The sequence below is a fragment of the Epilithonimonas sp. KH_059 genome, assembly GCF_057838485.1.
The window spans coordinates 1,149,277-1,171,733 of record NZ_CM174468.1 but is presented as its reverse complement, the minus strand read 5'-3'; the positions used below and the strand labels follow the sequence as shown (position 1 = coordinate 1,171,733).

General features: G+C 42.9%; 20 protein-coding genes and 1 pseudogene. All 21 read right to left on the bottom strand.

The window, feature by feature from the left end:
* Positions 1-12: 12 nt before the first annotated feature.
* The 21 genes and pseudogenes from AC3IRX_RS05505 to AC3IRX_RS05405 all read right to left on the bottom strand — a co-directional run bounded on the left by AC3IRX_RS05505 (position 13) and on the right by AC3IRX_RS05405 (position 21,736).
* Positions 13-333: a DUF6660 family protein gene (locus tag AC3IRX_RS05505; RefSeq protein ID WP_489211459.1), complete on the bottom strand. Its 321-nt coding sequence runs from the start codon at positions 331-333 to the stop codon at positions 13-15.
* Between the two features lie 200 nt (positions 334-533).
* The gene (locus AC3IRX_RS05500; protein WP_489211458.1) at positions 534-3,281 is read right to left on the bottom strand and encodes a multicopper oxidase domain-containing protein; all 2,748 of its coding nucleotides are present in this window, start codon (positions 3,279-3,281) and stop codon (positions 534-536) included.
* 7 nt (positions 3,282-3,288) lie between these two features.
* Positions 3,289-5,415: a heavy metal translocating P-type ATPase gene (locus tag AC3IRX_RS05495; RefSeq protein ID WP_489211457.1), complete on the bottom strand. Its 2,127-nt coding sequence runs from the start codon at positions 5,413-5,415 to the stop codon at positions 3,289-3,291.
* Positions 5,416-5,452: 37 nt separating this feature from the next.
* A complete protein-coding gene (locus AC3IRX_RS05490) occupies positions 5,453-5,998 on the bottom strand; it encodes a DUF305 domain-containing protein (protein ID WP_489211456.1) in 546 nt (181 codons plus the stop codon).
* A gap of 73 nt (positions 5,999-6,071) precedes the next feature.
* On the bottom strand, positions 6,072-6,632 hold the full coding sequence (locus AC3IRX_RS05485; RefSeq protein ID WP_034871875.1) for an AAA family ATPase: 561 nt from the start codon (positions 6,630-6,632) through the stop codon (positions 6,072-6,074).
* Between the two features lie 9 nt (positions 6,633-6,641).
* Positions 6,642-8,015 carry an MBL fold metallo-hydrolase RNA specificity domain-containing protein gene (locus tag AC3IRX_RS05480; protein ID WP_489211455.1) on the bottom strand — a complete coding sequence of 458 codons (1,374 nt, stop codon included), beginning with the start codon at positions 8,013-8,015 and terminating at the stop codon, positions 6,642-6,644.
* Between the two features lie 13 nt (positions 8,016-8,028).
* Complete coding sequence (locus AC3IRX_RS05475) at positions 8,029-8,871, bottom strand: ATP cone domain-containing protein (RefSeq protein WP_489211454.1); 843 nt, start codon at positions 8,869-8,871, stop codon at positions 8,029-8,031.
* 26 nt (positions 8,872-8,897) lie between these two features.
* Positions 8,898-9,959 carry a class I fructose-bisphosphate aldolase gene (locus AC3IRX_RS05470; RefSeq protein ID WP_489211453.1) on the bottom strand — a complete coding sequence of 354 codons (1,062 nt, stop codon included), beginning with the start codon at positions 9,957-9,959 and terminating at the stop codon, positions 8,898-8,900.
* 151 nt (positions 9,960-10,110) lie between these two features.
* The gene (locus tag AC3IRX_RS05465) at positions 10,111-11,142 is read right to left on the bottom strand and encodes a type II glyceraldehyde-3-phosphate dehydrogenase (RefSeq protein ID WP_489211452.1); all 1,032 of its coding nucleotides are present in this window, start codon (positions 11,140-11,142) and stop codon (positions 10,111-10,113) included.
* 67 nt (positions 11,143-11,209) lie between these two features.
* A pseudogene (locus AC3IRX_RS05460) lies at positions 11,210-11,359 on the bottom strand (hypothetical protein); the annotation flags it as partial.
* Between the two features lie 47 nt (positions 11,360-11,406).
* Positions 11,407-11,748 (bottom strand): four-helix bundle copper-binding protein, encoded by a 342-nt coding sequence (locus tag AC3IRX_RS05455; RefSeq protein WP_489211472.1) that lies wholly within the window; start codon positions 11,746-11,748, stop codon positions 11,407-11,409.
* Between the two features lie 230 nt (positions 11,749-11,978).
* The gene (locus AC3IRX_RS05450; protein ID WP_059344219.1) at positions 11,979-12,230 is read right to left on the bottom strand and encodes a heavy-metal-associated domain-containing protein; all 252 of its coding nucleotides are present in this window, start codon (positions 12,228-12,230) and stop codon (positions 11,979-11,981) included.
* 333 nt (positions 12,231-12,563) lie between these two features.
* Positions 12,564-13,133 carry a helix-turn-helix domain-containing protein gene (locus AC3IRX_RS05445; RefSeq protein ID WP_489211451.1) on the bottom strand — a complete coding sequence of 190 codons (570 nt, stop codon included), beginning with the start codon at positions 13,131-13,133 and terminating at the stop codon, positions 12,564-12,566.
* A gap of 118 nt (positions 13,134-13,251) precedes the next feature.
* Positions 13,252-13,713: a heme-binding domain-containing protein gene (locus AC3IRX_RS05440; RefSeq protein WP_489211450.1), complete on the bottom strand. Its 462-nt coding sequence runs from the start codon at positions 13,711-13,713 to the stop codon at positions 13,252-13,254.
* 1 nt (position 13,714) lies between these two features.
* The gene (locus tag AC3IRX_RS05435) at positions 13,715-14,920 is read right to left on the bottom strand and encodes an efflux RND transporter periplasmic adaptor subunit (protein WP_489211448.1); all 1,206 of its coding nucleotides are present in this window, start codon (positions 14,918-14,920) and stop codon (positions 13,715-13,717) included.
* An 11-nt stretch (positions 14,921-14,931) separates the two neighbouring features.
* Complete coding sequence (locus tag AC3IRX_RS05430) at positions 14,932-16,182, bottom strand: heavy metal-binding domain-containing protein (RefSeq protein ID WP_489211447.1); 1,251 nt, start codon at positions 16,180-16,182, stop codon at positions 14,932-14,934.
* Positions 16,179-17,426, bottom strand: a complete 1,248-nt coding sequence (locus AC3IRX_RS05425) for a TolC family protein (protein WP_489211446.1) — start codon at positions 17,424-17,426, stop codon at positions 16,179-16,181. The genes AC3IRX_RS05430 and AC3IRX_RS05425 overlap by 4 nt, the downstream gene beginning before the upstream one ends.
* A gap of 17 nt (positions 17,427-17,443) precedes the next feature.
* Positions 17,444-19,402, bottom strand: a complete 1,959-nt coding sequence (locus AC3IRX_RS05420) for an efflux RND transporter permease subunit (protein WP_489211445.1) — start codon at positions 19,400-19,402, stop codon at positions 17,444-17,446.
* Positions 19,403-19,404: 2 nt separating this feature from the next.
* A complete protein-coding gene (locus tag AC3IRX_RS05415) occupies positions 19,405-20,688 on the bottom strand; it encodes an efflux RND transporter permease subunit (protein ID WP_489211444.1) in 1,284 nt (427 codons plus the stop codon).
* A gap of 14 nt (positions 20,689-20,702) precedes the next feature.
* A complete protein-coding gene (locus AC3IRX_RS05410; RefSeq protein WP_489211443.1) occupies positions 20,703-21,326 on the bottom strand; it encodes a DUF3347 domain-containing protein in 624 nt (207 codons plus the stop codon).
* A 23-nt stretch (positions 21,327-21,349) separates the two neighbouring features.
* The gene (locus AC3IRX_RS05405) at positions 21,350-21,736 is read right to left on the bottom strand and encodes a hypothetical protein (protein ID WP_489211442.1); all 387 of its coding nucleotides are present in this window, start codon (positions 21,734-21,736) and stop codon (positions 21,350-21,352) included.
* Positions 21,737-22,457 lie beyond the last annotated feature (721 nt).

The window sequence follows — 22,457 nt, the reverse complement described above, 5'->3', positions numbered from 1 at the left end:
TATTTAATAATACTAACCTAATTGAGGCGGTTGCCAGATATTGACAACATGTAGAATCGCGTAACTGTAATTCTTTTCAGGAAGAGTGTCTTTAATTAAAAGAGCAATCTTCTCAGGGAGTAATTTTTTCAGCAGCATGACAGTCATTGACATTCCACAACAGTTGCAAACGCAGAAAGGCGTACAAAGATCAGCATGCTGATCCTGACCTTGCTCTAAATGAACGTTTTCTGCCAAACAAACTTTTTCGCCTAAACCTTTCGCAGCATCGCTGCATGGTACCATCGTGAGTACCATGAAGAATAAGGAAAGAAAAAAGGAAAAAATTTTCACGGTGCTAATTTAATAAAAATATATTTACTTGAACTTATGTCTTAGCTTATATTACTGCAATGATTCCTCAGGTTGTAGGCTGGTATTGTTTGCCTCATGAGAATCTGTGGTTCCGGCGGTCGTTATACGCTGTAAAAAAGAGTGCAACCGGTCTTTATTTGGCAGCTGCACTCTTTAAAATTGACACACTAAAAACTCCTTTAATAGTTCAGTGTAATCCCTGCACCCCAGCTCATATCGCTGTCGTAGTGGGTTGAGATTCCGATATTTTTTGTGACGATATATTTAAGACCTGCCATATATTCTTTGTCGGTATTGACCATGAATGCCCCGCGCAAACGCGCAGTCAACGGAATGTCTTCACGTTTCAGCTGGAACCTTACAATTCCGTCTGTAAATATTTCTGCCTGCAGGTCCACCAACATCGGGAGTTTATACATGATACCAGCGCTGAAAGTTTTTCTTTCATCTTTAGTAGATGCCTGTCCAAAAAGGTTTTTTTCGATATTATTCCTGTCAATCTTTCTATAATGGTAGTTAAATCCGATAAATGGTTTCAGCCACTGCATACGGTCCACATACCTGCCGAGTTGGGTTTCCACCTCGTAGCCGTGATGGGGATTGTAACCTAAACGCCATTCTGTTCCCAATTCCCAGCGGGCATTTGAAATTCTCGCCATCCCGTCGTTACCATTGGTGGCGAAATCGTTTTCGGCCATAAGGTGCCACATGTTACTTTCGCGCTGGAGCTTTTTGTAAGCTGAAGCTTTATCGGGCAGCAAAGGATTCTGATAATCACCAACAGCAAAAACACGGTTCATCCCCGCCATCATGTGATAGAGGATGTGACAGTGGAAAAACCAGTCCCCATCCGTTTTAGCTTCAAATTCGATGACATTAGTTTCCATCGGCATAATATCCAACACATTTTTGAGGGGTGCCTGAAGGCCATTTTTGTTGAGTACCCGAAAATCAAAACCGTGCAGGTGCATCGGGTGACGCATCATTGAGTTATTGAATAGGGTAATGCGGAGAATTTCGCCTTTTTTTACCAATATTTTGTCAGATTCTGCCAGAACTTTATCGTCCATACTCCACACGTAGCGGTTCATGTTTCCCGTAAGGGTAAACTTCAGATCGCGCACGGGACTGTCTTTCGGAAGCGAAGTGTCATAAGGCGATTTCATCATCCCATAATTCAATGTGGTAATCCCGGAAGCAGGCATCTGGTGTTTTGAGTGATCCATTTCTGCATCACTACTTTCCATCTTATTCATGGTCATTTCTGCATGATTTTCAGCAATAATTTCGGGGTACATCACCTGATTCATATCCATCGTCTGATAACTCATCTTCATGCCCATATCTTTCATGTCACCGTTCATCTTCATCATGTCGTTCATCATCTTCATCCCTTCAAAGTATTTGAGTTTGGGTAATGGATCATGGGATTTCGTAGCTCCTTCTCCAATAAACACTGACGCAGATTTTGTGCGGTCTTCGGGTGTAACAAGGAGTTCGTATGAAGTGTTTTTTTCAGGAATTTCCACTACGATATCCACTGTTTCGGAAACCGCCAGGATCAGGCGATCCACTTCGACCGGTTCAATATCCAATCCATCACTGGCCACTACTTTTATTTTTCCTCCGGCATAATTGAGCCAGAAATAGGAGGAAGCACCGCCGTTGGCGATTTGAAGCCGAACTTTGTCACCGGCTTTGTATCCTGCCAGCTGGCTTTCGGTTTTCCCGTTAACCAGAAATGCGTCATAGTAAACGTCGCTCACATCCATGGCCAGCATGCGCTTCCACTCATTGGTAAGCTTGGTTTTGAAATGTCCCTGTTTTATGGCTTCAGAATAGCTCTGCGTAGCGCCCTTCTTGATTGCGAACCAGTCGTTCGCATTGCGGAGCATCCGCTGAACATTATTGGGGTTCAGGTTTGTCCACTCGCTCAGGATAAGCTGCTCCGTGGGCAAATCATCAATCCCCGGCCGGAAAGTAGGATCTTCGGGACGTTTTTTCAGAATCATCATCCCATACATTCCAATCTGCTCCTGCAGGCCAGTATGTGAGTGATACCAGTGGGTTCCGTTTTGGATGATCGGAAACGAATACGCGTAGGTTGAATGTGGTGGAATGGGTTTCTGGGTAAGCCAGGGAACCCCATCTTCTTTATTTGGAAGATGAAGACCGTGCCAGTGCAGAGAAGTTTCTTCGTCCATTAAATTATGGACAATCACTTCCGCCGTATCGCCCTCATAAAACTCCAGCTTTGGCATCGGAATCTGCCCGTTTACGGCAATGGCGCGTTTCTGTTTGCCCGCGAAATTTACCAGGGTGTCTTTCACATAAAGATGGTAGGTCACTTTGCGTCCGCCTTTTAGGTGCTTTTCAGGCATCGGCATGACCATTTTGTGTTCACTATGCATCTGCATGTTTCCATGTGCAGAATGATCTTCCTTCTTTCCTTTTTGAGGGACCAGATTCATACCGCACTTGGGACACTTTCCGGGTTTGTCCGAAACCACCTCAGGGTGCATCGGACAGGTGTACATCTTTTGCGCTGCTTCATGCGGATGGGGAGCAGTTGTTGAATGTTCCGGCGTTTTGACGCTTGTTGGATCTTTCGGTACTGCTTTAGTCTTTGGCATCACCGGTTTTTTAACTTCCGCTTTTGTCTTTGTTTTTGCAGGGGTCACTTCAGGTTTCTGAATCGTAGTTTTTTTAACTGCGGTGGCCTTTTTAGGAGCGGGCGCGGATTTGGCCGCCGTTTTTTTCTCAGTAACGGTTTTCTTCACCAAGGTCATACCGCAAATGGGGCAGTTACCGGGTGCTGATTTCACGACCTGTGGATGCATCGGGCAGGTGTACACGGTTTTGGTGCTCTGTGAATAACTGTTTATGGACATTGCCATAAATAGGAAGAGCGAAAATATATATTTCATCCTGTGATTATTTAATTTTTAACAAACTTGCATTAAGTGCGACCACGATGGTACTGACACTCATCAGCACTGCGCCCATGGCGGGACTCAGGACAAATGTAGGATACAGAACACCCGCAGCAAGTGGAATAGCCACGATGTTGTAGCCCACTGCCCATACGAGATTCTGGATCATCTTGCTGTAGGTTTTCTTTCCAAAATCTATCATTTTCACCACGTCTCGAGGGTCACTGTTGACCAGAATAATATCTGCGGTTTCGGCAGCAACATCAGTTCCGCTGCCAACTGCAATGCCTACATCTGCTGCTGCCAAAGCCGGTGCATCATTTACGCCGTCACCTGTCATGGCAACGATTTCTCCTTTATCCTGAAATTCTTTTACTTTTTCCTGTTTGTGGTGCGGAAGTACATTTGCCAAATATCCGTCCATTCCTAACTGCTTTGACACCGCCGCCGCTACCTTTTCGTTATCACCTGTAAGCAGGAATGATTTAATGTTCATGCTTCGAAGTTGGTCAATAGCTTCTTTTGCGCCTTCGCGAATGGTATCTGCTAAAGAAACAATACCCACGGGCACGTCATCAATCAAAATAAAGTTCACTGTTTCTGCATCCTGGTTGATTTCTTCCGGAATGGCAGGTACCTGTTTATTGTTTTGAACAAAATAATTAGGACCAGCCGCGACAACCGATTTACCGTTTACGATTCCTGTCACTCCAATTCCCTGCATGTAGCGGAAACTGTCTGACTTCCATAGCTCCAGTTTTTTCTCGGAAAGGGTCTGCATGATTCCTTTTGCAATGTGATGTTCGGAGTTCTGCTGCACTGCTGCTGCATACTGGAGTAAATCGTTTTCCGAATAGTGTTCCGTTAGAGGAATGATTTTCTGCACAGTGTGGGAACCTTTCGTAAGGGTGCCGGTTTTATCGAAAATAATGGTCGATAATTTTCTGGTGGTTTCAAAAGCCGTGCGGTTTCTGATGAGTAAACCATTTGTCGCTGAAAGTGTAGTGGAAATGGCCACCACCAGAGGGATTGCCACTCCTAAAGCATGAGGACAGGCCGTTACCATTACCGTTACCATCCGTTCCAGAGCAAAAGCCAAATCTCCCATGGTGATGTACCAGTAAGCGAAAGTTCCTACTCCCACCACAATTGCTACTATAGTAAGCCATTTGGCTACTTTATCCGCCAGATTCTGAGTGTTCGACTTTGCTGCCTGCGCATCCTGAACCAAATTAATGACCTTATTGAGGTACGAATCCTTTCCAACCCCTGTTGCTTTTATCTTTAAAGCCCCGTCTCCATTGATAGACCCTGCGATAACCTTTCCACCGGACTCTTTTCTTACAGGAACACTTTCTCCGGTCAGCATGCTTTCATTTAAATAGGAACTGCCCTCGACAATCAGACCGTCAGCGGCGACTTTTTCGCCCGGTCTTATGATTACAGTATCTCCGTTTTTCAGCTGTTCCAGTTTTATTTTAACCGGACTTCCGTTCTGCTCGACGGTTACGTCATTTGGTAGTAAGGCAACTAGAGATTGCAACGCTTTTGAAGCAGCCATCTGCGAACGCATCTCGAGCCAGTGCCCCAGAAGCATGATCACAATTAAGGTGGCAAGTTCCCAGAAGAAATCCATGCCCGGCAGCCCGAATACGACTGCAACGGAATAGACATAAGCTACAGTAATTGCCAAAGCAACGAGCGTCATCATTCCAATGGCGCCGGCCTTCACTTCGCCGAAAAATCCTTTGAAGAAAGGCATCCCACCGTAGAAATAAATAATGCTTCCCAAAACCAGAAGTACATATTTATCACCGTTAAAAGCAATTGTGAAACCGAGCCACTGCTGAATCATATGAGAAAGCAGAAGGACCGGAACGGTAAGTGCCAAAGAGATCCAGAATCTTTTTAGAAAATCCGGAGTATGATGACCTGCATGTTTGTCAAATCCCGCCGCTGAACTATCAGATTCTGAGTGATGATCATGATTCTGATGATGATGGCTGTGTTCGTCTTTTTCAGGTCGGGCGGTTCCTCCCAAGGGAATTAAGTTCATTCCGCAAAGTGGACATTTCCCCGGTTCGTCCTTCAATATCTGGGGATGCATGGGACAGGTGTATTTTTTCATAATTCAATTTTTTTGCGTTAAATTCTGCTATTTGAGATTACTTCCGGGTTTGAAGTTCCTTAATTTTCGCCCTCATGACGGCAATTTCTTCCTCCTGTGCTTTGATAATTTCCTCGCCCAACTTTCTCACTTCCGGATCGACCAGATTACTTTCTTCGACCATAAGAATAGCCCCTGCATGGTGTGGAATCATGGACTTTAGAAACTGGACATCTCCCACGGCTGTCTGCTGCCGAATCCCGGACCAAAACAGCACCATCATCAGCACTCCGAGGCCCATAAGGATTTTGTTGAGTTTTTTGTTGGGATACATCTTCCCCATTAACAGCAGTTCGATGATTAACATAGGAGAAGCCATCAGGCCTGCCATGTATAACTGGTTTATGTTTGGAATTACGTTAGCCAGCTTGTCCACCATCGCATACATTAGTATAAACATTGAAATAAAGGAAATCAGAAGCATCCAAAATAACTTTTTGTATGCAGAGGCATGGCTTTTTTGCGCGTGCTGGACAGACTCCTTGCCCGATTCCATTTCATGTTTGGAATGATTGCCTGTTGCTGAATCAGTATCCTTAAGCATGTTGTGATCATGTTCTGAATTTTTCATAATAATAATTTCTTATATGTTAACAATTTGGATGAATATTTTTTGTTCATAAATTATCTAAAATGAATTTCACTCTTTCTTCGGGAGGCAAAACCGGAACAAAAACGATAGTGAAACCGAGATTGGTATAGCTTTCTATTATCAACTGATGAATTAGTTTTTGATCGTCTTCATTTTCGGTTCTCGCATAGTCTTTGGTAAACGGCAATCGGTCTAGAATAAAGATTTTTTTGTAGGAAACCCCGTTGACGGCATTAAGTAACTTTTCATCATAATCCAAGTTTAAAAATTGATAATAAGCCATTGCGTCCGGGATAGCCCTGTCCAAAAAAACCATATCCTCCTTATTGAGCGATCCTTCTTGGGCAATCTGCATATCTAACACGCCCAATTGAAATTTCGTTTTATTGCTTCTGATTTCTTCAACAGAATTTCCTTCATTATGCATGGTATCAATGTAATGCCTGGCGTGCTCAATTGTCGTAAGGTAACCTTGCTTCTGAAGCAAATCAATGGTCGTTGTTTTTCCGGTACTGGGTCCGCCGGTAATCACATACCAGTTGGTCTCATTTGAATGCTTGATTTTACTGTCCGTTATATGATTCATCTCTCCAAATTATAATTCTTCAATATCATAAAGTTGCGGTATTTGCGAATCCCAGCCGTAGGTTTCTTTTATGCCCAGCTGCAGCGCTTCTGCGCCTTCCTTTTCTCCATGTACGATGAAAATTCTTTCAGGAATATTTGTTATTTCATTGATCCAACCAATGAGTTCATTGTGGTCTGCATGTGAAGATAGTCCTTCAATTTCCGCTATTTCCATATTGAAAGGAACCCATTTTCCATACACTTTTAGTTCTTTCTCACCATCCAATAGTTTTCTTCCACGGGTTCCTTCGGCCTGATAGCCGACAAAAAGCAGGGTATTATCAGGGTTTTGTGCCTGGGTTTCAAGATAGTTGAGCATTCTGCCACCGGTGAGCATCCCGCTGCCGGCGATAACAATTTTTGGTTTGTTGTCGGACCGCAACTCCATGGTTTCCTGATAGCTGCTGACCACCGTGAAATGATCGCACATTTCATCACATTCGTCGGTTGTTAACCGGTGCCAATCTCTGGTACGGTAAAACAGATCGAGTATGCTGGCTCCCATCGGACTGTCCATGATTATCGGTACTTTGGGTATTTTATTTTCGTTAAGCAACCTCCATAAAATAAGCATCATCAGTTGAGCACGTTCAACCGAAAAACTGGGAATAAACACGCTGCCTCCACGGTTAATGGTATCGTTGACTAATTTTTCAATCTCCAGAACCGCTTCCACTTCATCCGGATGAAACCTTCCTCCGTAGGTTGACTCTATGAAAAGAACATCCGCCTTTTCGGGTTTCAGGGGTGGATATAGCAGTAGATCATTGGTACGTCCAATATCTCCGGAAAAAACAAAACGTTTGCCATGTACATCCAACTCAATGAAAGCTGCACCCAAAATATGCCCATTGTACTGAAACCGTGCATTGATACCATCAAACAAAGGAATCCACTGTGATGGCGGAACCTCCTTAAAATGGGGCAATGTTTTTTCTACATCCTTCAGGCCGTACAGCGGTTCTGCGGGACTGTGTTTGGAGTAGCCTTCCTTATTGGCTCGCGCTGCTTCCTGTTCCTGTATTTTGGCACTGTCGTTCAGAATGATTGTGGCAATATCCAAAGTTGGATTTGTTCCGTAAACTAATCCACTAAAACCATATTTTACCAATCGGGGAAGGTATCCTGTGTGGTCGAAATGGCCATGAGTCAATAAAACGGCATCAATGGCTGAAACGTCCACAGGCGGATATTCCCAGTTTTTAAGCCGTAATTCCTTTAATCCTTGAAAAACTCCGCAGTCGATTAGGAGTTGATGTGATCCTGTATCGATTAAATATTTGGAACCCGTTACTGTACCCGCAGCGCCCAAAAAATGAATGGTAATTTTTGTATTTTTCATTGGTCAGATTGATTTAGTGTTGAGTGCATAATTCTTTTGCGTCTTCGATAATGTTTTTATGGCGTGGTTTTGCAAGTCCGATTTGGTTTAAGACCCCCGGGTTTTCGTAAATTTCTCTGCAAAGAACTACACCAAGGTCTAACAATTTTGTTTTCTCGTTTTTTGTCAGGGTCGTTAATGCGGTTAATGGGTGCAAACCGGATTTGTCTATTCTCTCTTTTAAACCGTTCCCAAAAGGATAGTCCCAGCTTGCCATTAGTAAACCTGCACATTTCCCATATTGTGTGGCATCAGAAGTGAATCTTGTATTGGTGTACACACCTCCTTTAGATATTTTTCCTTCGTTACTTTTTTGTTTTTTCCACTGTTTTTCTACATCCAGAAATCTGGAATTGACATACAGAGGAATTTTTACATTGCAAAATCTCCCTTGGTCGCTGTGAAATTTACATTCAATAAAACAGTGCAGGTCGTCTTTGTCAGCGATGACATCTATTTCATGCGACACGCAATTTCCCTGAACAATGACCCCAACCTGTGTGGAAAAACCTTCATGAGCCATCAGTTTGCCCACTAATTTTTCAAAGGGAAAACCGGAGGGACCCAATTCAAAGAGTGCGTTTTTGAGTTTGTATTTTGAAGCACTTACGCGGGAATATTTTTTTAACAAATCAAAAGCAATTTTATAGATCTTTGTGGTGGTCATGCCTTCGTAAATCGTGGACTGAACCTCACCAACGATTTGCTGAATGACGTTTTCCCCAGCAGACGCGCGCCTAAGTGAATTAATGAGTTTTTCGACATCAAATGCGACAATATCTCCGGACTTTTTTACGATGCTAATGGGAATCTTCATTTTCTGATAGTTTGTTGAAACTTATTTTAGGCAACTGTTATCTTATTATCGAGATATACACTCTGTACCCTTTGTAGCAAGTTCACACTGTCTTTAAACGTGCGCTGAAATGCCTTCCGACCCATAATCAGTCCAGTGCCGCCCGCTCTTTTGTTGATGACCGCTGTTGTAATGGCCTCAACCAGATCTGACTCACCTTTTGAATCGCCACCGGAGTTAATTAATCCGATTTTGCCCATGTAACAGTTCGCTACCTGCAACCTGCAGAGGTCAATCGGGTGGGGAGTTGTTAATGCCTCATACATCGCGTCATCGTATTTACCGAATTTAATGTTTTTGAATCCAAAATTATTTGTCGGCAATTTTTGTTTAATAATATCAGCTTGAATTGTTACTCCGATATGATTGGCTTGTCCTGTTAAATCCGCAGCGGAGTGATAATCCTGATCTGCTGTTTTAAATGCCTCATTTCGAAGATAGCACCATAATATAGTCGCCATACCGAGCTGATGGGCGTGCTCAAACGCCTCGGCAATTTCTTTGATCTGTCTGTCGCTTTCTTCGGAACCAAAATAGATGGTTGCTCCTATGGCAAGGGCCCCCATATCCCAGGCGTTTTTAACTTTTCCAAATAGCGTTTGGTCATATTTATTTGGAAAGCTCAGTAATTCATTGTGATTAATCTTTACAATGAAAGGGATTCTGTGCGCATATTTTCGGGCATTCAAGGCTAACCCGCCGAAGGTAGAAGCCACACCGTTACAGCCGGCTTCGAGTGCAAGTTTTAAAATGTTTTCAGGGTCGAAATAGTCGGGGTTTTTATAAAATGAGTACACAGCACTATGCTCAATACCCTGGTCAACGGGAAGAATGCTCAGATAACCCGTGCCGCCAAGATTACCCTGACCGTAAAGTTGAGCGAGACTCCGCAGAACCTGCGGGTTTCTGTTGCTATTTCCAAATACCTGGTCAAGACCATCCTTACCGGGGTTTTGTAATTCATCCTTCGTTATTTTTTCACAAACGTGATCCAAATAGAAGGATGCCTTTTTCCCTAATAAGTCTGCAATGTTATCGTTCATTTTCATTTTTTTTAAACTTTAATTTAATCCCTAAATTTCTATATATTTTAGAAATAGGCATTTGCGGAAGTGCGCGTCTTACAAATATTTGCAGGGTTCAAACCATTTTCCTTAACATTCCGCTTTATCAATTTGAGAATTTACTTTTTGCTTACTCCTAATAAAAACTCTGTTTAACTCCAAGGCTTTCGTTGGTCTTAAGTATCGACTTTTCAGCGTCTGGTTCAATTCCGGTTAGGGCACGGATAGCGTCAATGGTTTCGGGGATTACGATAGCCTGATTATCGACTAAGTAAGCATAGAACACTTCATCTCCAACCACTTTCAGCATGTCTTGCCACAAGGCTACTTCATACATATCTCCATAAGGGCGGCCTATTGCAAGCATTAATTCCTTAACTGTATTATTAGCTGCTAACTCATCGCTGTATTCAATCATTGCAATTCTGGTAGATTTATTGAACGCATCCAAAACTTCTTCCTTATCGGTTTTTCTGGTCAACTGTACATTCCAGTAATGTAGATGGCTTAACGTTTCCGGCACTTTAACTGCCGATGTGATAACGTTAAAAGAGGGGTCAACAGATTGCGCATCCGGTCCCTGATGGCTGGGTATATCTTTTTCGGGAACCAGGGTATTCATAATCCCGGTCAAATGGCTTTCCCATGGGTCGGTTGCACGACGAAGTAAAGTGCCTCTTGCTTTTAAGAGCAAGCCTGCATTCTTCAGTGCGGTTAGTGTTCTTACAATGGAAGTAGTGTTACAGGAAACTACTCTTGTAGCATCAAGGTTAATTGCAGTTGCATAATTATTTTCGGCACTAAAGGAATGACCGGTTGCTTCATGCTTTTCACCTCCTTGTAAGATAAACTTTTTACCAAGTTTTTTATAAAGCTCTATATTTTGAGCCGCAATTTTTTTGGGCGTACAATCCACAATAATATCTGAGGATGCAAGCAGATCGTTCAACGTGCCTGATGAATTTATGCCTGCTTCGTTCATCTTTGTTTTAAACATGTCATCGGAAGCAAACACGGGATATTTTTTCAATACTGCCATTTGAATGCGCCAGTCTGTTATTACATCGCATACACCCGACAGTTCCATATCTTCTTGCAAATGCACTGCATCGGCAACCCGTTTGCCAATGACACCATATCCGTTAATGGCAACTCTTATTTTTTCCATAATATATATATTTAGCTTATCGATTAAATTAAAAGGTTTCCGATGTGTCTTTCCTTTAATATTCTGTTTATGGCATTCCACCAGTTTCAAACCAATAGCTTATTCCATTAGGGCCTTTGCCAACCGGGATTGTGTGGATCACTTTTTGACTTGCCACATCAATCACAGAAACGGTATTATCTATAGTATTTGTTACAAAAACTGATTTACCATGGTTGCTTACTACTACACCGTGAGCCTTCTTAAATCACCACCCGTTTTAAATTACGCTGCCATTTTCCGGCATTCTTCGGCGCATTTTCTACAAGCTTCTGCACATTCACGGCAATGATCCATTCCATGTTGTGCATGTTTTTCACATTCTGCAGCACATGCTTCACAGATATCGGCACAAATGCGGCAAATTTCTTTTGCTTTGTCGCTGCCGAGGCTCATTAACTGTGCTGAGGCATAGCAGATCGCTGCGCATTCCATGTCTAACTGAATGCATCTCGCCATCATTTTTACATCTTCTTCCTCAGTGCATGATGAAGCACAGTGATTACATATTGCAGCACATTTTAAACATGCTTCAATACAACTTTGGTACGTGTTATAACCTGTCATAATTGTTGGTTTTGATGTTAATAAATAGGTTGGTTTTTTCAATAAATATGCAGTTCCTGCGCTGATCCTGTCGCAATCATAAGTGCGTTTGATCAGGCAAGCTATTGCTGGCTACTTTGATTTTTTTTAAAAAATTTATTTGCTTCTTTCACTTAGTTTTCAGCGGAGCATTTCTACCGTTATCGTTCACATCGTACTAACATTATACTTGCCCGCGCAGTTCATACTTTTCAACAGCAACAGGAGCCACCAGACTTTTTTAAATTCTCATCTACGGAAGCGCCGGCAATACTATAACCTACTTTCGCCAAGGCTTGCGTTAACTGCGCTGTATTAATCGATTTCTCTGCTTCAATAACTGCGCGTGGTGGATGCAGACTCGCTTTTACATTCTGTACGCCATCAATTTCTTTCAACGCTTTTTCGACATTTTTAACGCAGCCTTCGCAGGACATTCCTGTTATTTCAATTTGTTGTTTCATTTTGTTTGATTTTATTCTTTTATATATTGTTACTTTCCGACTATCCGTTTTAAAATACGTTCTGTGAGCCTTACTTGGCCAAACTCGTGTTGCAATAAAATAGTTTTTTGAAAGCGAGCTGGTTGTAATTACTACTGTAAAAGTACAAGTTTCTTAAACGGATGTTCTGCATAATTTTCGTTAGTTTCTATATAATTTCGCTTTGAAAAAAAGGCCAAGTAACATCAAAACTATACCTGAAGTTTATCGAGAGTTGCGCAAACGTCTCTGTGATTGCCGTTTCTATTTCGCAACTATTTCCTATTTATAATTTCGTACGCCTAAGTTCTAAGGTTAACTAATTTCATCATAGGATCTTCGATTGGCTAGTTCAGCATTTTTATACTCTGTCATGCTCTCTCCGGTAATCTCTTTAAACTGTCTCGACAGATGGTTGACGCTGCTGTAATCCAGGAGATGCCCTATTTCTGAAAAGGTGTACTGCCTGAGTTGAATAAGTTGTTTTACTTTCTCAATTTTTAATTTAATAAAATATTTTTCCAGCGTTGTATTTTCAAAGTGTGAGAACAACTTGCTCAGTGACTTATATTCGTGGTTGAACTCCGTGCTTAAAATTTGAGATAGGTTTACCGTGGAATCGAGAGGGGGCTCTTCTATTTTAGAAAGCAAAAAATGTTTAATTTTTTCGACGAGCACTTCCTCTGGACTATGGATTATTTCAAATTTATTGGTATGGAGAACGCTTTCAATTTTCGCCATGATTTCAGTATGATTACCAGCCATCTCGTCGATTACCAATACCCCGAGTTCAATTGATGAAACATTAATTCCTAGTTGTTCAAGCTCTTGCCTAAGCACTTTGAGACATCGGCTGCAAACCATATTTTTAATATTTAATTTCATCACGTTGTTATTAATTTGTTGATTCTACAACATGGTCTTTTCCGATCCTTTTTTATTCTAAACGGCCATTTCTGATACTCTAAAGACCAAAGTCGAGCGTAATTTCTGATGTTCTGCGTTACTTACTATATTCGTTGTCACGAAAAAAATCTAACAGTTCTTTTTTTTTATCTGCTGATAATCTGGCGTTTCCGTGCATCATGCGGTAAGATTTTAAAGGCATTTCATCTTTTTCAATCTGGCTGATGATGCTTTTTATTTTTCCTTTTTTGCGTCTTTTTGAATAATTATTGAACTCATCAAAATTGAGTTCTTCTTTGCCTTTTTTAATATGCCGGGCCATGAACCACGCGCCCGGCTGTAATTCTGAATACCACGGATATCGGCTGTTGTTGGAATGACAGTCATAGCAGGAAACTTTAAGGATTGCAGCCACGTTGGCGGCCACCTTTTGGGTTCTTTCAAAACTTTGACCTGGCGGAACGGTGGAGACATTACGCTCCACCGGTATGACCTGAATGACTAAAACAATAGCCACCACTAGCACCGCCAGCCAGCCTATCATATTCAATTTTCTCATATTACATTGTGCTCATATCGTGACCTGCCATGGGATCTGCCCCTTTCTTAAATATATATTCGCTGTTCAGAAGGTAGGCCCCGGAGACCACTACTTCGTCTCCCGCCTTAATTCCTGATGTGATTTCTATTCTGTCTTCATATTCGAGACCCGTTTCCACCATTCTGTTGACGAAGGTGTTCTTCGCGGTTTTCACCCACACCGTGGAAGATTTGCCATCCCTGATTACCGCATCCACAGGCATTGAAAGACCATCACGGGATTTATTTTCCACCAGAACATATACTGGCATGCCGGGTTTCAATAGATTGCCCTTGTTTGGCACGGACACGCGTACCAGATTTATTCTGCTTGAAGGGCTGATTTCGGGGTTTGTAAAATCAATCTTCCCATTAATCTTCAAATTATCCAGATCGGGAATATATACGGTGACCTTGCTGTCTTTCTGAAGGAGTGCCCTTTGGGAAGAATACACCTGCGCCTCTGCCCAAAGCGATGAAAGATCTGCCAGATTCACGATGGTGCTACCTTCGGCAAGATAATCGCCTTCGGCAATGCTCAGATCGGTGATGTAACCGGCCGCATTGCTGAACACGGTAGTAGTAGGTGTGGCTTTTCCTGATCTTTCCAGCTGTTTGATCTGGCCTTCGGACATTCCCCATAAATAAAGCTTGTTGCGGGAACTTTGGAGCAACTGATCAAAATCAATGGAAGTATTACCGACGAACAGCTTGCGTCTTTCTAATGCCAGCAAATATTCCTGCTTTGCATTATTGAGTTCTTCACTGTAAATATCGACCAACGGCGCCCCCTTCGGAACAAAATCGCCAATGTTTTTATAATACAACCGTTCAACTCTACCCATTACTCTTGAACTTACTGCCTGCATTTGGTACTGATTAAAATTGAGTGTTCCAGTCAGCGTAAGTTTGTCGGCCATAGACCCATCAGATAGCGCGACTGTTTTGATATTCCCAAGTTTAACCTGCTCGTCATTCAAGATAATTTCATTGGGATCAGCATTCTTTTTCTTCTCCACCGGCACCAAATCCATGTGACAAATGGGGCATTTTCCGGGTTTATCGGAGACTACCTGCGGGTGCATGGAACAGGTGTAGTAGATATCGTGGCCGGCATGCGGATCTTCCTCCTTTTTACAGGAGTAAAGAAAAACCAGCAAGGCCAGCATTAAAATATTGAATTTCATCTTATCAATTTTTATCTGTTAATTTTTATGAAACTTTCGCTGTCCATCAGGTACTGTGCATTTTCGGCAACTCCATCTTCAGGAAGCAAACCACTGACGATCTGAATTTTATCGCCTACCACCGCGCCGGTAACAACCTTGTGGGCAATAAAACCGCCTTCAACTTTTTTGAACGCAATTTTATCAATCCCCAAAGAAACCACCGCTGATTTCGGCAGCCAATCTGCCATTCTGTTGTGGCTCATAATCTCCGCTTTAACCTGACTTCCGACAGGAATTTTTGCGGTGGAATTATCAAAATAGACGCGCGCCGTTACGGTTTTGCTGCCCTGCCTGAAAAAGGGTTCAATAAAACCGATGACTCCTTTGAAGCGATTTTCAGGATTGGCTTCCGGGATGATCATGACTGACTGTCCTTTGCTGACCAGTGCAATGTCTTCAGAGAAAATATTGATCAGGGCCCAGGTTCTGTTGGGATTGTAGACACTGAAAACATTCTGTCCTTTCTGGAGATACATTCCCTCTTTTAGGGGTAGTTCTGCGGTAACTGCCGTATTTGAAGCCATTGCGGGAGAGGGTTGCTGTGCTGAAGCCATGGATCCTGCCGATCCTGCCTGCTGAATGTGTCCGCTGTAATTGCTGAAAACCGGAACTGTGAGATCAGGTTTCCCTCGCTGGATGACTTTCTGTATCTGTGAAGCCGGCATTCCCAAAAGAAGGAGTTTCTGGCGTGAAGCATCGATCATTGTTTTGTTTGAGCGGTCATTTTTAATAACGAAGAGCAGGTTTTGCTGTGCGGTTAAAAGTTCTGGGCTGTATATATCTAAAATACGCTGCCCTTTCGACACTTTCTGGTATTTATACCGCACATAGAGTTTCTCGATACGGCCCGCAACGCGTGAGGAAATACTGCCAATCTGTCGAGTATCGTATTCTACCGTCCCTAAAGCATCAACCGTGGTGGGTATGTTTTCTCTTTTTACTTTTATTACGGGCTGTTCCGACACTACAAATTCATTGGTTGGTTTCAGCAGATCGTCGAGTTTAATCCCCTCTTCCTTTTTTTCAGGGGCATCTTTCAGGACCAAATCCATCCCACATTTGGGACATTTGCCGGGTTTGTCTGAAATCACTTCCGGGTGCATCGGACAGGTATAAGTATGCATTGCAGCTTCTGCCGAGTGCTTATCTTCCCAGAACTTAACTTTGTCACACGCCGTCAAACCAAATAAAAGCATAGTGAATATTATAATTTTTCTCATCTTCTTTCAATTAAGCGGTCAATTTCAGTTTGCGTCTGCAGTGCTTTGGTCAGGATCTCGAAATATTCCAGTTGGGCCATATTCAGCTGTTCCCATGCGTCATATAACATGAAGAGTTCTTCCGTATTCTGCTCGTAGCCCAACTGCATGGATTTGTAGTTGTTTTTTAAGGCCGGAATAATGGTGTCTTCATAGAGTTTCAACTGATTTTTATTCAGGTCCAGTTCATTGCGCATTCCGTAGGCCATTCCACTGTATTCGTTGACCATCATTTCTTTCTGTGCCTGCAAGGCTTCTTCTTTCAGTTTGAGGCTTTCAATATTGGCTTTATTCATGCCTGAAGCCCAGGAAACAAACGGCAGTTTTGCCATCAGCATCAGAGAAAACTGCATGGGCTGGCCGCCAAAACCGAACATGTTTTCGAACTTTACGCCAAATTCCGGCTTTAGATTCTGCTTTTCCAGATCCTGTTTGAGTTTGGCAATATTGATTTCCCGGTCGATGCCGCGGAGATCACTTCTGTTCTGATAAAAGAGATCCTGACCAAAAGTCTCGAGAGAATAGTCATTCAGGTTGTATTCCGGTTCAATCTCCAGTGGCGCGAGCGGGTCTCTTCCCATGAGGGCATTCAACCGGATCCGGTTGACGCGGAGGTCATTCTCGTACATGAGCTGCATGTTTTTGGAGCTTCCGAGGGCGGCTTTGGCTTTGTAATATGCAGATATTTTGGAAAGCCCGTTTTTGTACCGGATCTCGGCGTTTCTGATCATGAAATCCAGCATCTTTTCGTTTTCCTTTACGACCTGCAGCTTTTTATCCAGGACGATTGAACTGTAATACAGTTTTTTCGCATCCTGAAAGTTTTCATTGAGGGCGGCATAGAGTTTTTCCTTTTCTACGGAAGACATCGCCTTCATCAGATTTTCGTTGGCATCAAGTTTCCTTGTGTTGGGAAACATCTGCTCCACAGAAACTGCTACTGAGCCCATACCGAGCATATCGCCGTCGCGTTGCCAGAGGTTTGGATTATAGGGTGTCATAAACAACCCGGCTCCAACGGTTGGGGGCATCCAGCTTCTTGCGCCTTTGGCCGCAGCGTCCATTGACCGGACTTCCGCATTATACATTTTAACCACAGGATGGTTGGCTGCAATACTGTCCATTACTGCCGGCAACGGCATCCGCTGAGCATAACTGGTGGTGCAGAGCAAAGCAAGTACTCCTGTTATTATGAATTTTATCATTTTGTAATAATTAAGGATTAATGGGAAGCGTCGAGGACGTCAATTTTTCCCAGTTTATTCAGTTCCCATTCTTTCTGCATGTAAAAGATAATGGGGGTTACCAACAGGATGTGAATTGCGGAAGTAAAAACGCCACCCACCATCGGTAATACGATTGGTTTCATCATATCACTTCCCACGCCGTGGCTCCAAAGGATTGGTACAAGTCCGAAGAGGGTGACACACACGGTCATAATTTTAGGTCTTAATCTTTTGGCTGCTCCATTAATGACGTACTCCCGAAGTTCTTCATTGGTAATGGTCTCCCGTGAGTTGCCATTTTTGGCAATAAGCTGAATCATGGCATCGTTCAGGTAAATGACCATCACAATTCCGGTTTCTACCGCAAGTCCGAACAGGGCAATAAAGCCGACTGCTACTGCTACAGAGAGATTGACGCCCCAAAGCGAAATCATGAATACGCCGCCGATTAAGGCAAAAGGAATACTGATGAGATTAAAGAAAGCTTCACGGTAGGAATTGAATGCAAAGTACATGGAAAGAAAGATCACGATTAATACGAGGGGCATAATCATTTTTAAAGTCTGCTCTCCGCGAATCAGGTTTTCGTACTGACCGCTCCATTCCACGAAATAACCTTTTGGCATTTTGTTCACCATGTTATTGAGTTTTGCCTGGGCTTCTTCTACGGTACTGCCTAAATCCCGGTCGCGTACGTTGAATAGAACAGTTCCACGCAACATTGCATTTTCAGAATTGATCATTGGTGGTCCTTCTGTAAGACGGATGTCGGCTACTGCACTTAGCGGGATGGAACCAAATTCCATCGTCTGCATGGGCAGTCTTCTCAGAGATTCCAAATTATTTCTGAAATCCTGGCCGTATCTGGCGTTTACCGAAAAGCGCTGTCGGCCTTCCACGGTGGTGGTGAGTTTCATTCCGCCGAGGGCACTTTCCACGACGGCATTTACATCATCCACACTTAGCCCGTATCTTCCTATTTCTTCGCGTTTTACTTCAATATCCACATATTTCCCGCCGGTGATGGGTTCTACGTACATGTCTTTAATTCCTTCAATACCGGTGAGCTCCTTTTTTATTTTTTCGGAAAGGACGGCGATACTGTCCAGGTTCTGTCCGTACACTTTTACGCCCACATCCGTTCTAATCCCTGTTGAAAGCATATTGATCCGGTTGGAAATCGGCATGGTCCAGCCATTTGTTACGCCGGGAATCTGCAGTTTAGCATTCAATTCATTAATAAGATCGTCTTTTGTAAGGCCGTCGCGCCATTCGTCCTGAGGTTTCAACAGAATGATGGTTTCAATCATTGAAATGGGTGAATTATCTGTCGCCGTGTTTGCTCTTCCGGCTTTTCCGAGGACATGATCCACCTCCGGAACTCCTTTAATGATTTTATCCTGCACCTGCAGTAATCTTTTAGCTTCGGAGTTCGAAATATCAGGCAAAGTGACCGGCATAAAGAGTAGTGAGCCTTCATCTAAGGGCGGCATAAACTCACGGCCGAGGTTCATAATTAAAGGGATGCTGATGAGAAGGGCAAGAATATTAATGCCAAGCGTTGTTTTTTTCCATTTCATGCACCAGCGGATGACAGGTTCGTATATCCGCTCAAGCCCTCTGTTTACCGGGTTTTTATTGTCATCCTTAAACTTTCCTTTCATGAAAAAAGAGATAAGCACCGGCGCAAGGGTAAGTACCAGGATCGCATCAACGATCAGGATAAAAGTTTTGGTGTACGCTAACGGGTGAAAAAGTTTACCTTCCTGACCTGTCAACATAAATACGGGGAGAAAGGAAACCACGATAATCACCGTAGAGAAAAAGACCCCTCTGGATACCTGTAAGGATGATTTTTCGATAATCTTCATCCGAATATCTTCGGGAATTTTAACGTAACTGTCTTTCTCCTTATCTTTCTTTCTGAATATATTTTTTAACCAGTTGGTTTTCATTGTTAGGGGGTTTTATTTTGTTGATGGTTCTGCCAATCGGAGAGATTTTTATACGCATTTTCAGACATGATAATTCCGTTATCTACAATCACCCCGATTGCCAGTGCAATTCCGGTAAGCGACATGATATTGGATGAAAGTCCAAACGCATTTAGCAGAATAAAGCTGATGGCAATGGTGACCGGAATCTGAATAATGATACTGAATGCACTTCGCCAGTGAAAGAGGAACAGAATAACAATGATGGCGACCACGATAATCTCTTCGATCAGCTTGGTTTTGATATTGTCTATTGCCCCTTCAATAAGAGTACTGCGGTCGTACGATGTCTTGAAGGTGACGCCTTCAGGGAGACCTTTTTCCACGTCCTTCATTTTCTCTTTCACATCGTTGATGACCTTATCTGCATTTTCGCCATACCGTGCCACTACGATACCGCCCACAACTTCGCCTTCACCGTCTGCATCAAAAATACCCAGACGCAGATCGCCACCCATCTGCACAGAGCCAATATCTTTGACCCGCACGGGAATACCGTTGTAATTTCCCAAAGCAATTTCTTCGATATCGGCTACGTTCTTGATGTAACCCAGACCGCGAATGATATAGGCCATATCAGCCATCTCAAATTTACGTCCGCCCACATCATTATTGTTGGCTTTCACTTTGTTCATGACATCCATCAGAGGGACGTTATAGTACTGGAGTTTTACAGGATCTACAATGAGTTGGTACTGTTTTTCGAAGCCGCCAAAGGAGGCTACTTCCGCCACACCGGGAACCGTCTGAAGCGCAAACTTTACATACCAGTCCTGAAGGGCACGCTGGTCTCCCAAATCCATTTTGGGTGCATCGAAATGATACCAGAAGACGTGACCTACACCGGTGCCATCCGGTCCGAGAGTAGGGGTAACATCCTGCGGGAGTAAGCGCTGCGCATAATTGAGCCGTTCCATTACCCTGGTTCTGGCCCAATATATGTCCACATTATCTTCGAAAATAACATACACGAAGCTCATCCCAAACATGGAAGAGGCGCGGATGTTCTTAATTTTCGGAATTCCCTGAAGGTTGCTGACCAGAGGGAAAGTCACCTGATCTTCAATAATCTGGGGACTTCTGCCCATCCACTCCGTAAAAACGATGACCTGGTTCTCACTCAGATCCGGAATGGCATCGATGGGATTGTCCCTTACCGCAAAAATACCCCAGATAAAAAGGCCGATTGCTATCAGCAAAACGAAATACCTGTTGCGGAGGGACAGTTTGATTAAATTTTGAATCATGGTTCTGTACGGTTTTACTTAATTTCTTCCTGAACCTCGCCACATGAAAGCATTTCTTTGCCGTAATAAGGATTCTTCACCTCACGTGAATCGCTAAGCCAAAAAGCGCCTTTGTTATCGTTATACATTGGACAAAATACTTTGTATACCGGTTTTGGAGTTCCGAAATCTTTCAGCAGGTCGTAAAAATCGGCGCTCATTAAATCCAGATGTTCGCGCTGATGATCAATCTTTCCGGCGTTATCTGCAATGTGCTCGGCGTGTTCACTGATGCTTGATTCGAGGTCAGCAAATTCTTTTTTCTGTTCAGCAGAAAAACCGTTTATGTCTATTTTAGGAAAGGACGCCAGGATTCCTTTTGCTGCACTTACCGCTTCCTTATCATCATCACCGGACAACGCGAATGTAAGGTGGGTGTAATGAGAATAGAGCTCCGTAAGGTCAGCGGTAGTTTTTTTTGCTTCGGTAACGGTCACCTTTGCATCCATTGCCATATCGCCCATCGCTGCACTGTCGGACATTGTGCTCATGTCATGCTGCATGGATGTTTCAGTGGTGCTTTTCTGTTCTTTATTTTCTTTACAAGAAGTGAATGCAAATGTGCCGATGGCCAAAAGGCTGAATATTACTGTTTTCATTTTTTTATAAGTTTAAAGGTGATTTATTTTTTATTGAAAAAGGCTTCGTAGTTTGCTTTATTTTCGAAGTACACGACGTTATCATTCTTATCGGAGATTGCAATAATAGCGGTTGCTTTATCGATGAGTTGATGAGATATAGGATCGTAGGACATGCGTGCGTTTTCTTCCTGCGGGATTCTGAGCTTGCAGTTTTCGCAGCAGCCGTAATACGTCTTACCATTATGTTTTACTTCGAGCTGTTTTTTGCCCATGTAGGCATTGTTTACCATACAAACCTGGTCGTGGGGAACAATGTCGCCCGTCTTAAACTGTGCATTGGTAATTTGGGTATTTTCTGCTTTTGTATTTGTGCAGGAAACGAGGAATACTGCTATAAAAGCGAGTATTCCCAAAAGAATATTCTTCATTGAATTTTAGATTATAGGTTAATTTTTGAGCCTCGGTGGTTAGAAACTGCTTACGAACATCCTAATCTTCAAGGTGTCCTTGCTCAAAAAAGAAAATTCTTTTGTGAAATTTACTTTTAAAGGAGAAGTGGAAGTTCGAAGGGAAATACAGCGCCGTTAAATAATCACGGATAAAGTGCCAAAGCACTTCACGACCGGACATAATACGGGATGTAAAAGAAGGTATTACCCTATTTTGGGCGGTTCCCAAATGGTATGGAATCCACCTGAGTACAGGGGATTCTGATAATAGAAATTAGAATTTTTCTCATAGTAACCGGACATCCCATTTTTAGAATCCTCTAAAAATTTATTGTCCGCAAAAACAGTGTACTGAGCAGAACTGCAAAGGTTGCCGCTGCAGTTTCCTGAGCATCCTTCCGTTTGACAATTGTGAGATTGGGGGTGACAGCACTCATCTTTGCAATCGCCGCTGTCGCAAGACGGATGAAATTTCGCGAATGACTGTTTAATGAAAGTTTCGGCATGAGCCTCTGATTTCAAAATCTGCTTGTTCTTTTTACTGCAGGCTAAGGAAATCCCCGGCGCCAGAAATAACGCGAGTGTGAGGGAAAGCAATAAAGTTTTTAAAGTTCCTTGCATTATAAAGTAAAACAGTACAAATATAGGAAATTATTTTTAACTTAATTGAAGATTGTGATGAAAAAGCGGACCGCAGCCC

Coding starts and splice junctions, on each gene's coding strand:
- AC3IRX_RS05485 (WP_034871875.1), bottom strand. CDS start 6,632: ATGAATCATATAACGGACAGTAAAATCAAGCATTCAAATGAGACCAAC.
- AC3IRX_RS05420 (WP_489211445.1), bottom strand. CDS start 19,402: ATGAAAACCAACTGGTTAAAAAATATATTCAGAAAGAAAGATAAGGAG.
- AC3IRX_RS05445 (WP_489211451.1), bottom strand. CDS start 13,133: ATGAAATTAAATATTAAAAATATGGTTTGCAGCCGATGTCTCAAAGTG.
- AC3IRX_RS05415 (WP_489211444.1), bottom strand. CDS start 20,688: ATGATTCAAAATTTAATCAAACTGTCCCTCCGCAACAGGTATTTCGTT.
- AC3IRX_RS05495 (WP_489211457.1), bottom strand. CDS start 5,415: ATGAAAAAATACACCTGTCCCATGCATCCCCAGATATTGAAGGACGAA.
- AC3IRX_RS05435 (WP_489211448.1), bottom strand. CDS start 14,920: ATGAAATTCAATATTTTAATGCTGGCCTTGCTGGTTTTTCTTTACTCC.
- AC3IRX_RS05455 (WP_489211472.1), bottom strand. CDS start 11,748: ATGACAGGTTATAACACGTACCAAAGTTGTATTGAAGCATGTTTAAAA.
- AC3IRX_RS05425 (WP_489211446.1), bottom strand. CDS start 17,426: ATGATAAAATTCATAATAACAGGAGTACTTGCTTTGCTCTGCACCACC.
- AC3IRX_RS05440 (WP_489211450.1), bottom strand. CDS start 13,713: ATGAGAAAATTGAATATGATAGGCTGGCTGGCGGTGCTAGTGGTGGCT.
- AC3IRX_RS05500 (WP_489211458.1), bottom strand. CDS start 3,281: ATGAAATATATATTTTCGCTCTTCCTATTTATGGCAATGTCCATAAAC.
- AC3IRX_RS05450 (WP_059344219.1), bottom strand. CDS start 12,230: ATGAAACAACAAATTGAAATAACAGGAATGTCCTGCGAAGGCTGCGTT.
- AC3IRX_RS05475 (WP_489211454.1), bottom strand. CDS start 8,871: ATGAAGATTCCCATTAGCATCGTAAAAAAGTCCGGAGATATTGTCGCA.
- AC3IRX_RS05405 (WP_489211442.1), bottom strand. CDS start 21,736: ATGAAGAATATTCTTTTGGGAATACTCGCTTTTATAGCAGTATTCCTC.
- AC3IRX_RS05410 (WP_489211443.1), bottom strand. CDS start 21,326: ATGAAAACAGTAATATTCAGCCTTTTGGCCATCGGCACATTTGCATTC.
- AC3IRX_RS05480 (WP_489211455.1), bottom strand. CDS start 8,015: ATGAAAAATACAAAAATTACCATTCATTTTTTGGGCGCTGCGGGTACA.
- AC3IRX_RS05465 (WP_489211452.1), bottom strand. CDS start 11,142: ATGGAAAAAATAAGAGTTGCCATTAACGGATATGGTGTCATTGGCAAA.
- AC3IRX_RS05490 (WP_489211456.1), bottom strand. CDS start 5,998: ATGCTTAAGGATACTGATTCAGCAACAGGCAATCATTCCAAACATGAA.
- AC3IRX_RS05430 (WP_489211447.1), bottom strand. CDS start 16,182: ATGAGAAAAATTATAATATTCACTATGCTTTTATTTGGTTTGACGGCG.
- AC3IRX_RS05470 (WP_489211453.1), bottom strand. CDS start 9,959: ATGAAAATGAACGATAACATTGCAGACTTATTAGGGAAAAAGGCATCC.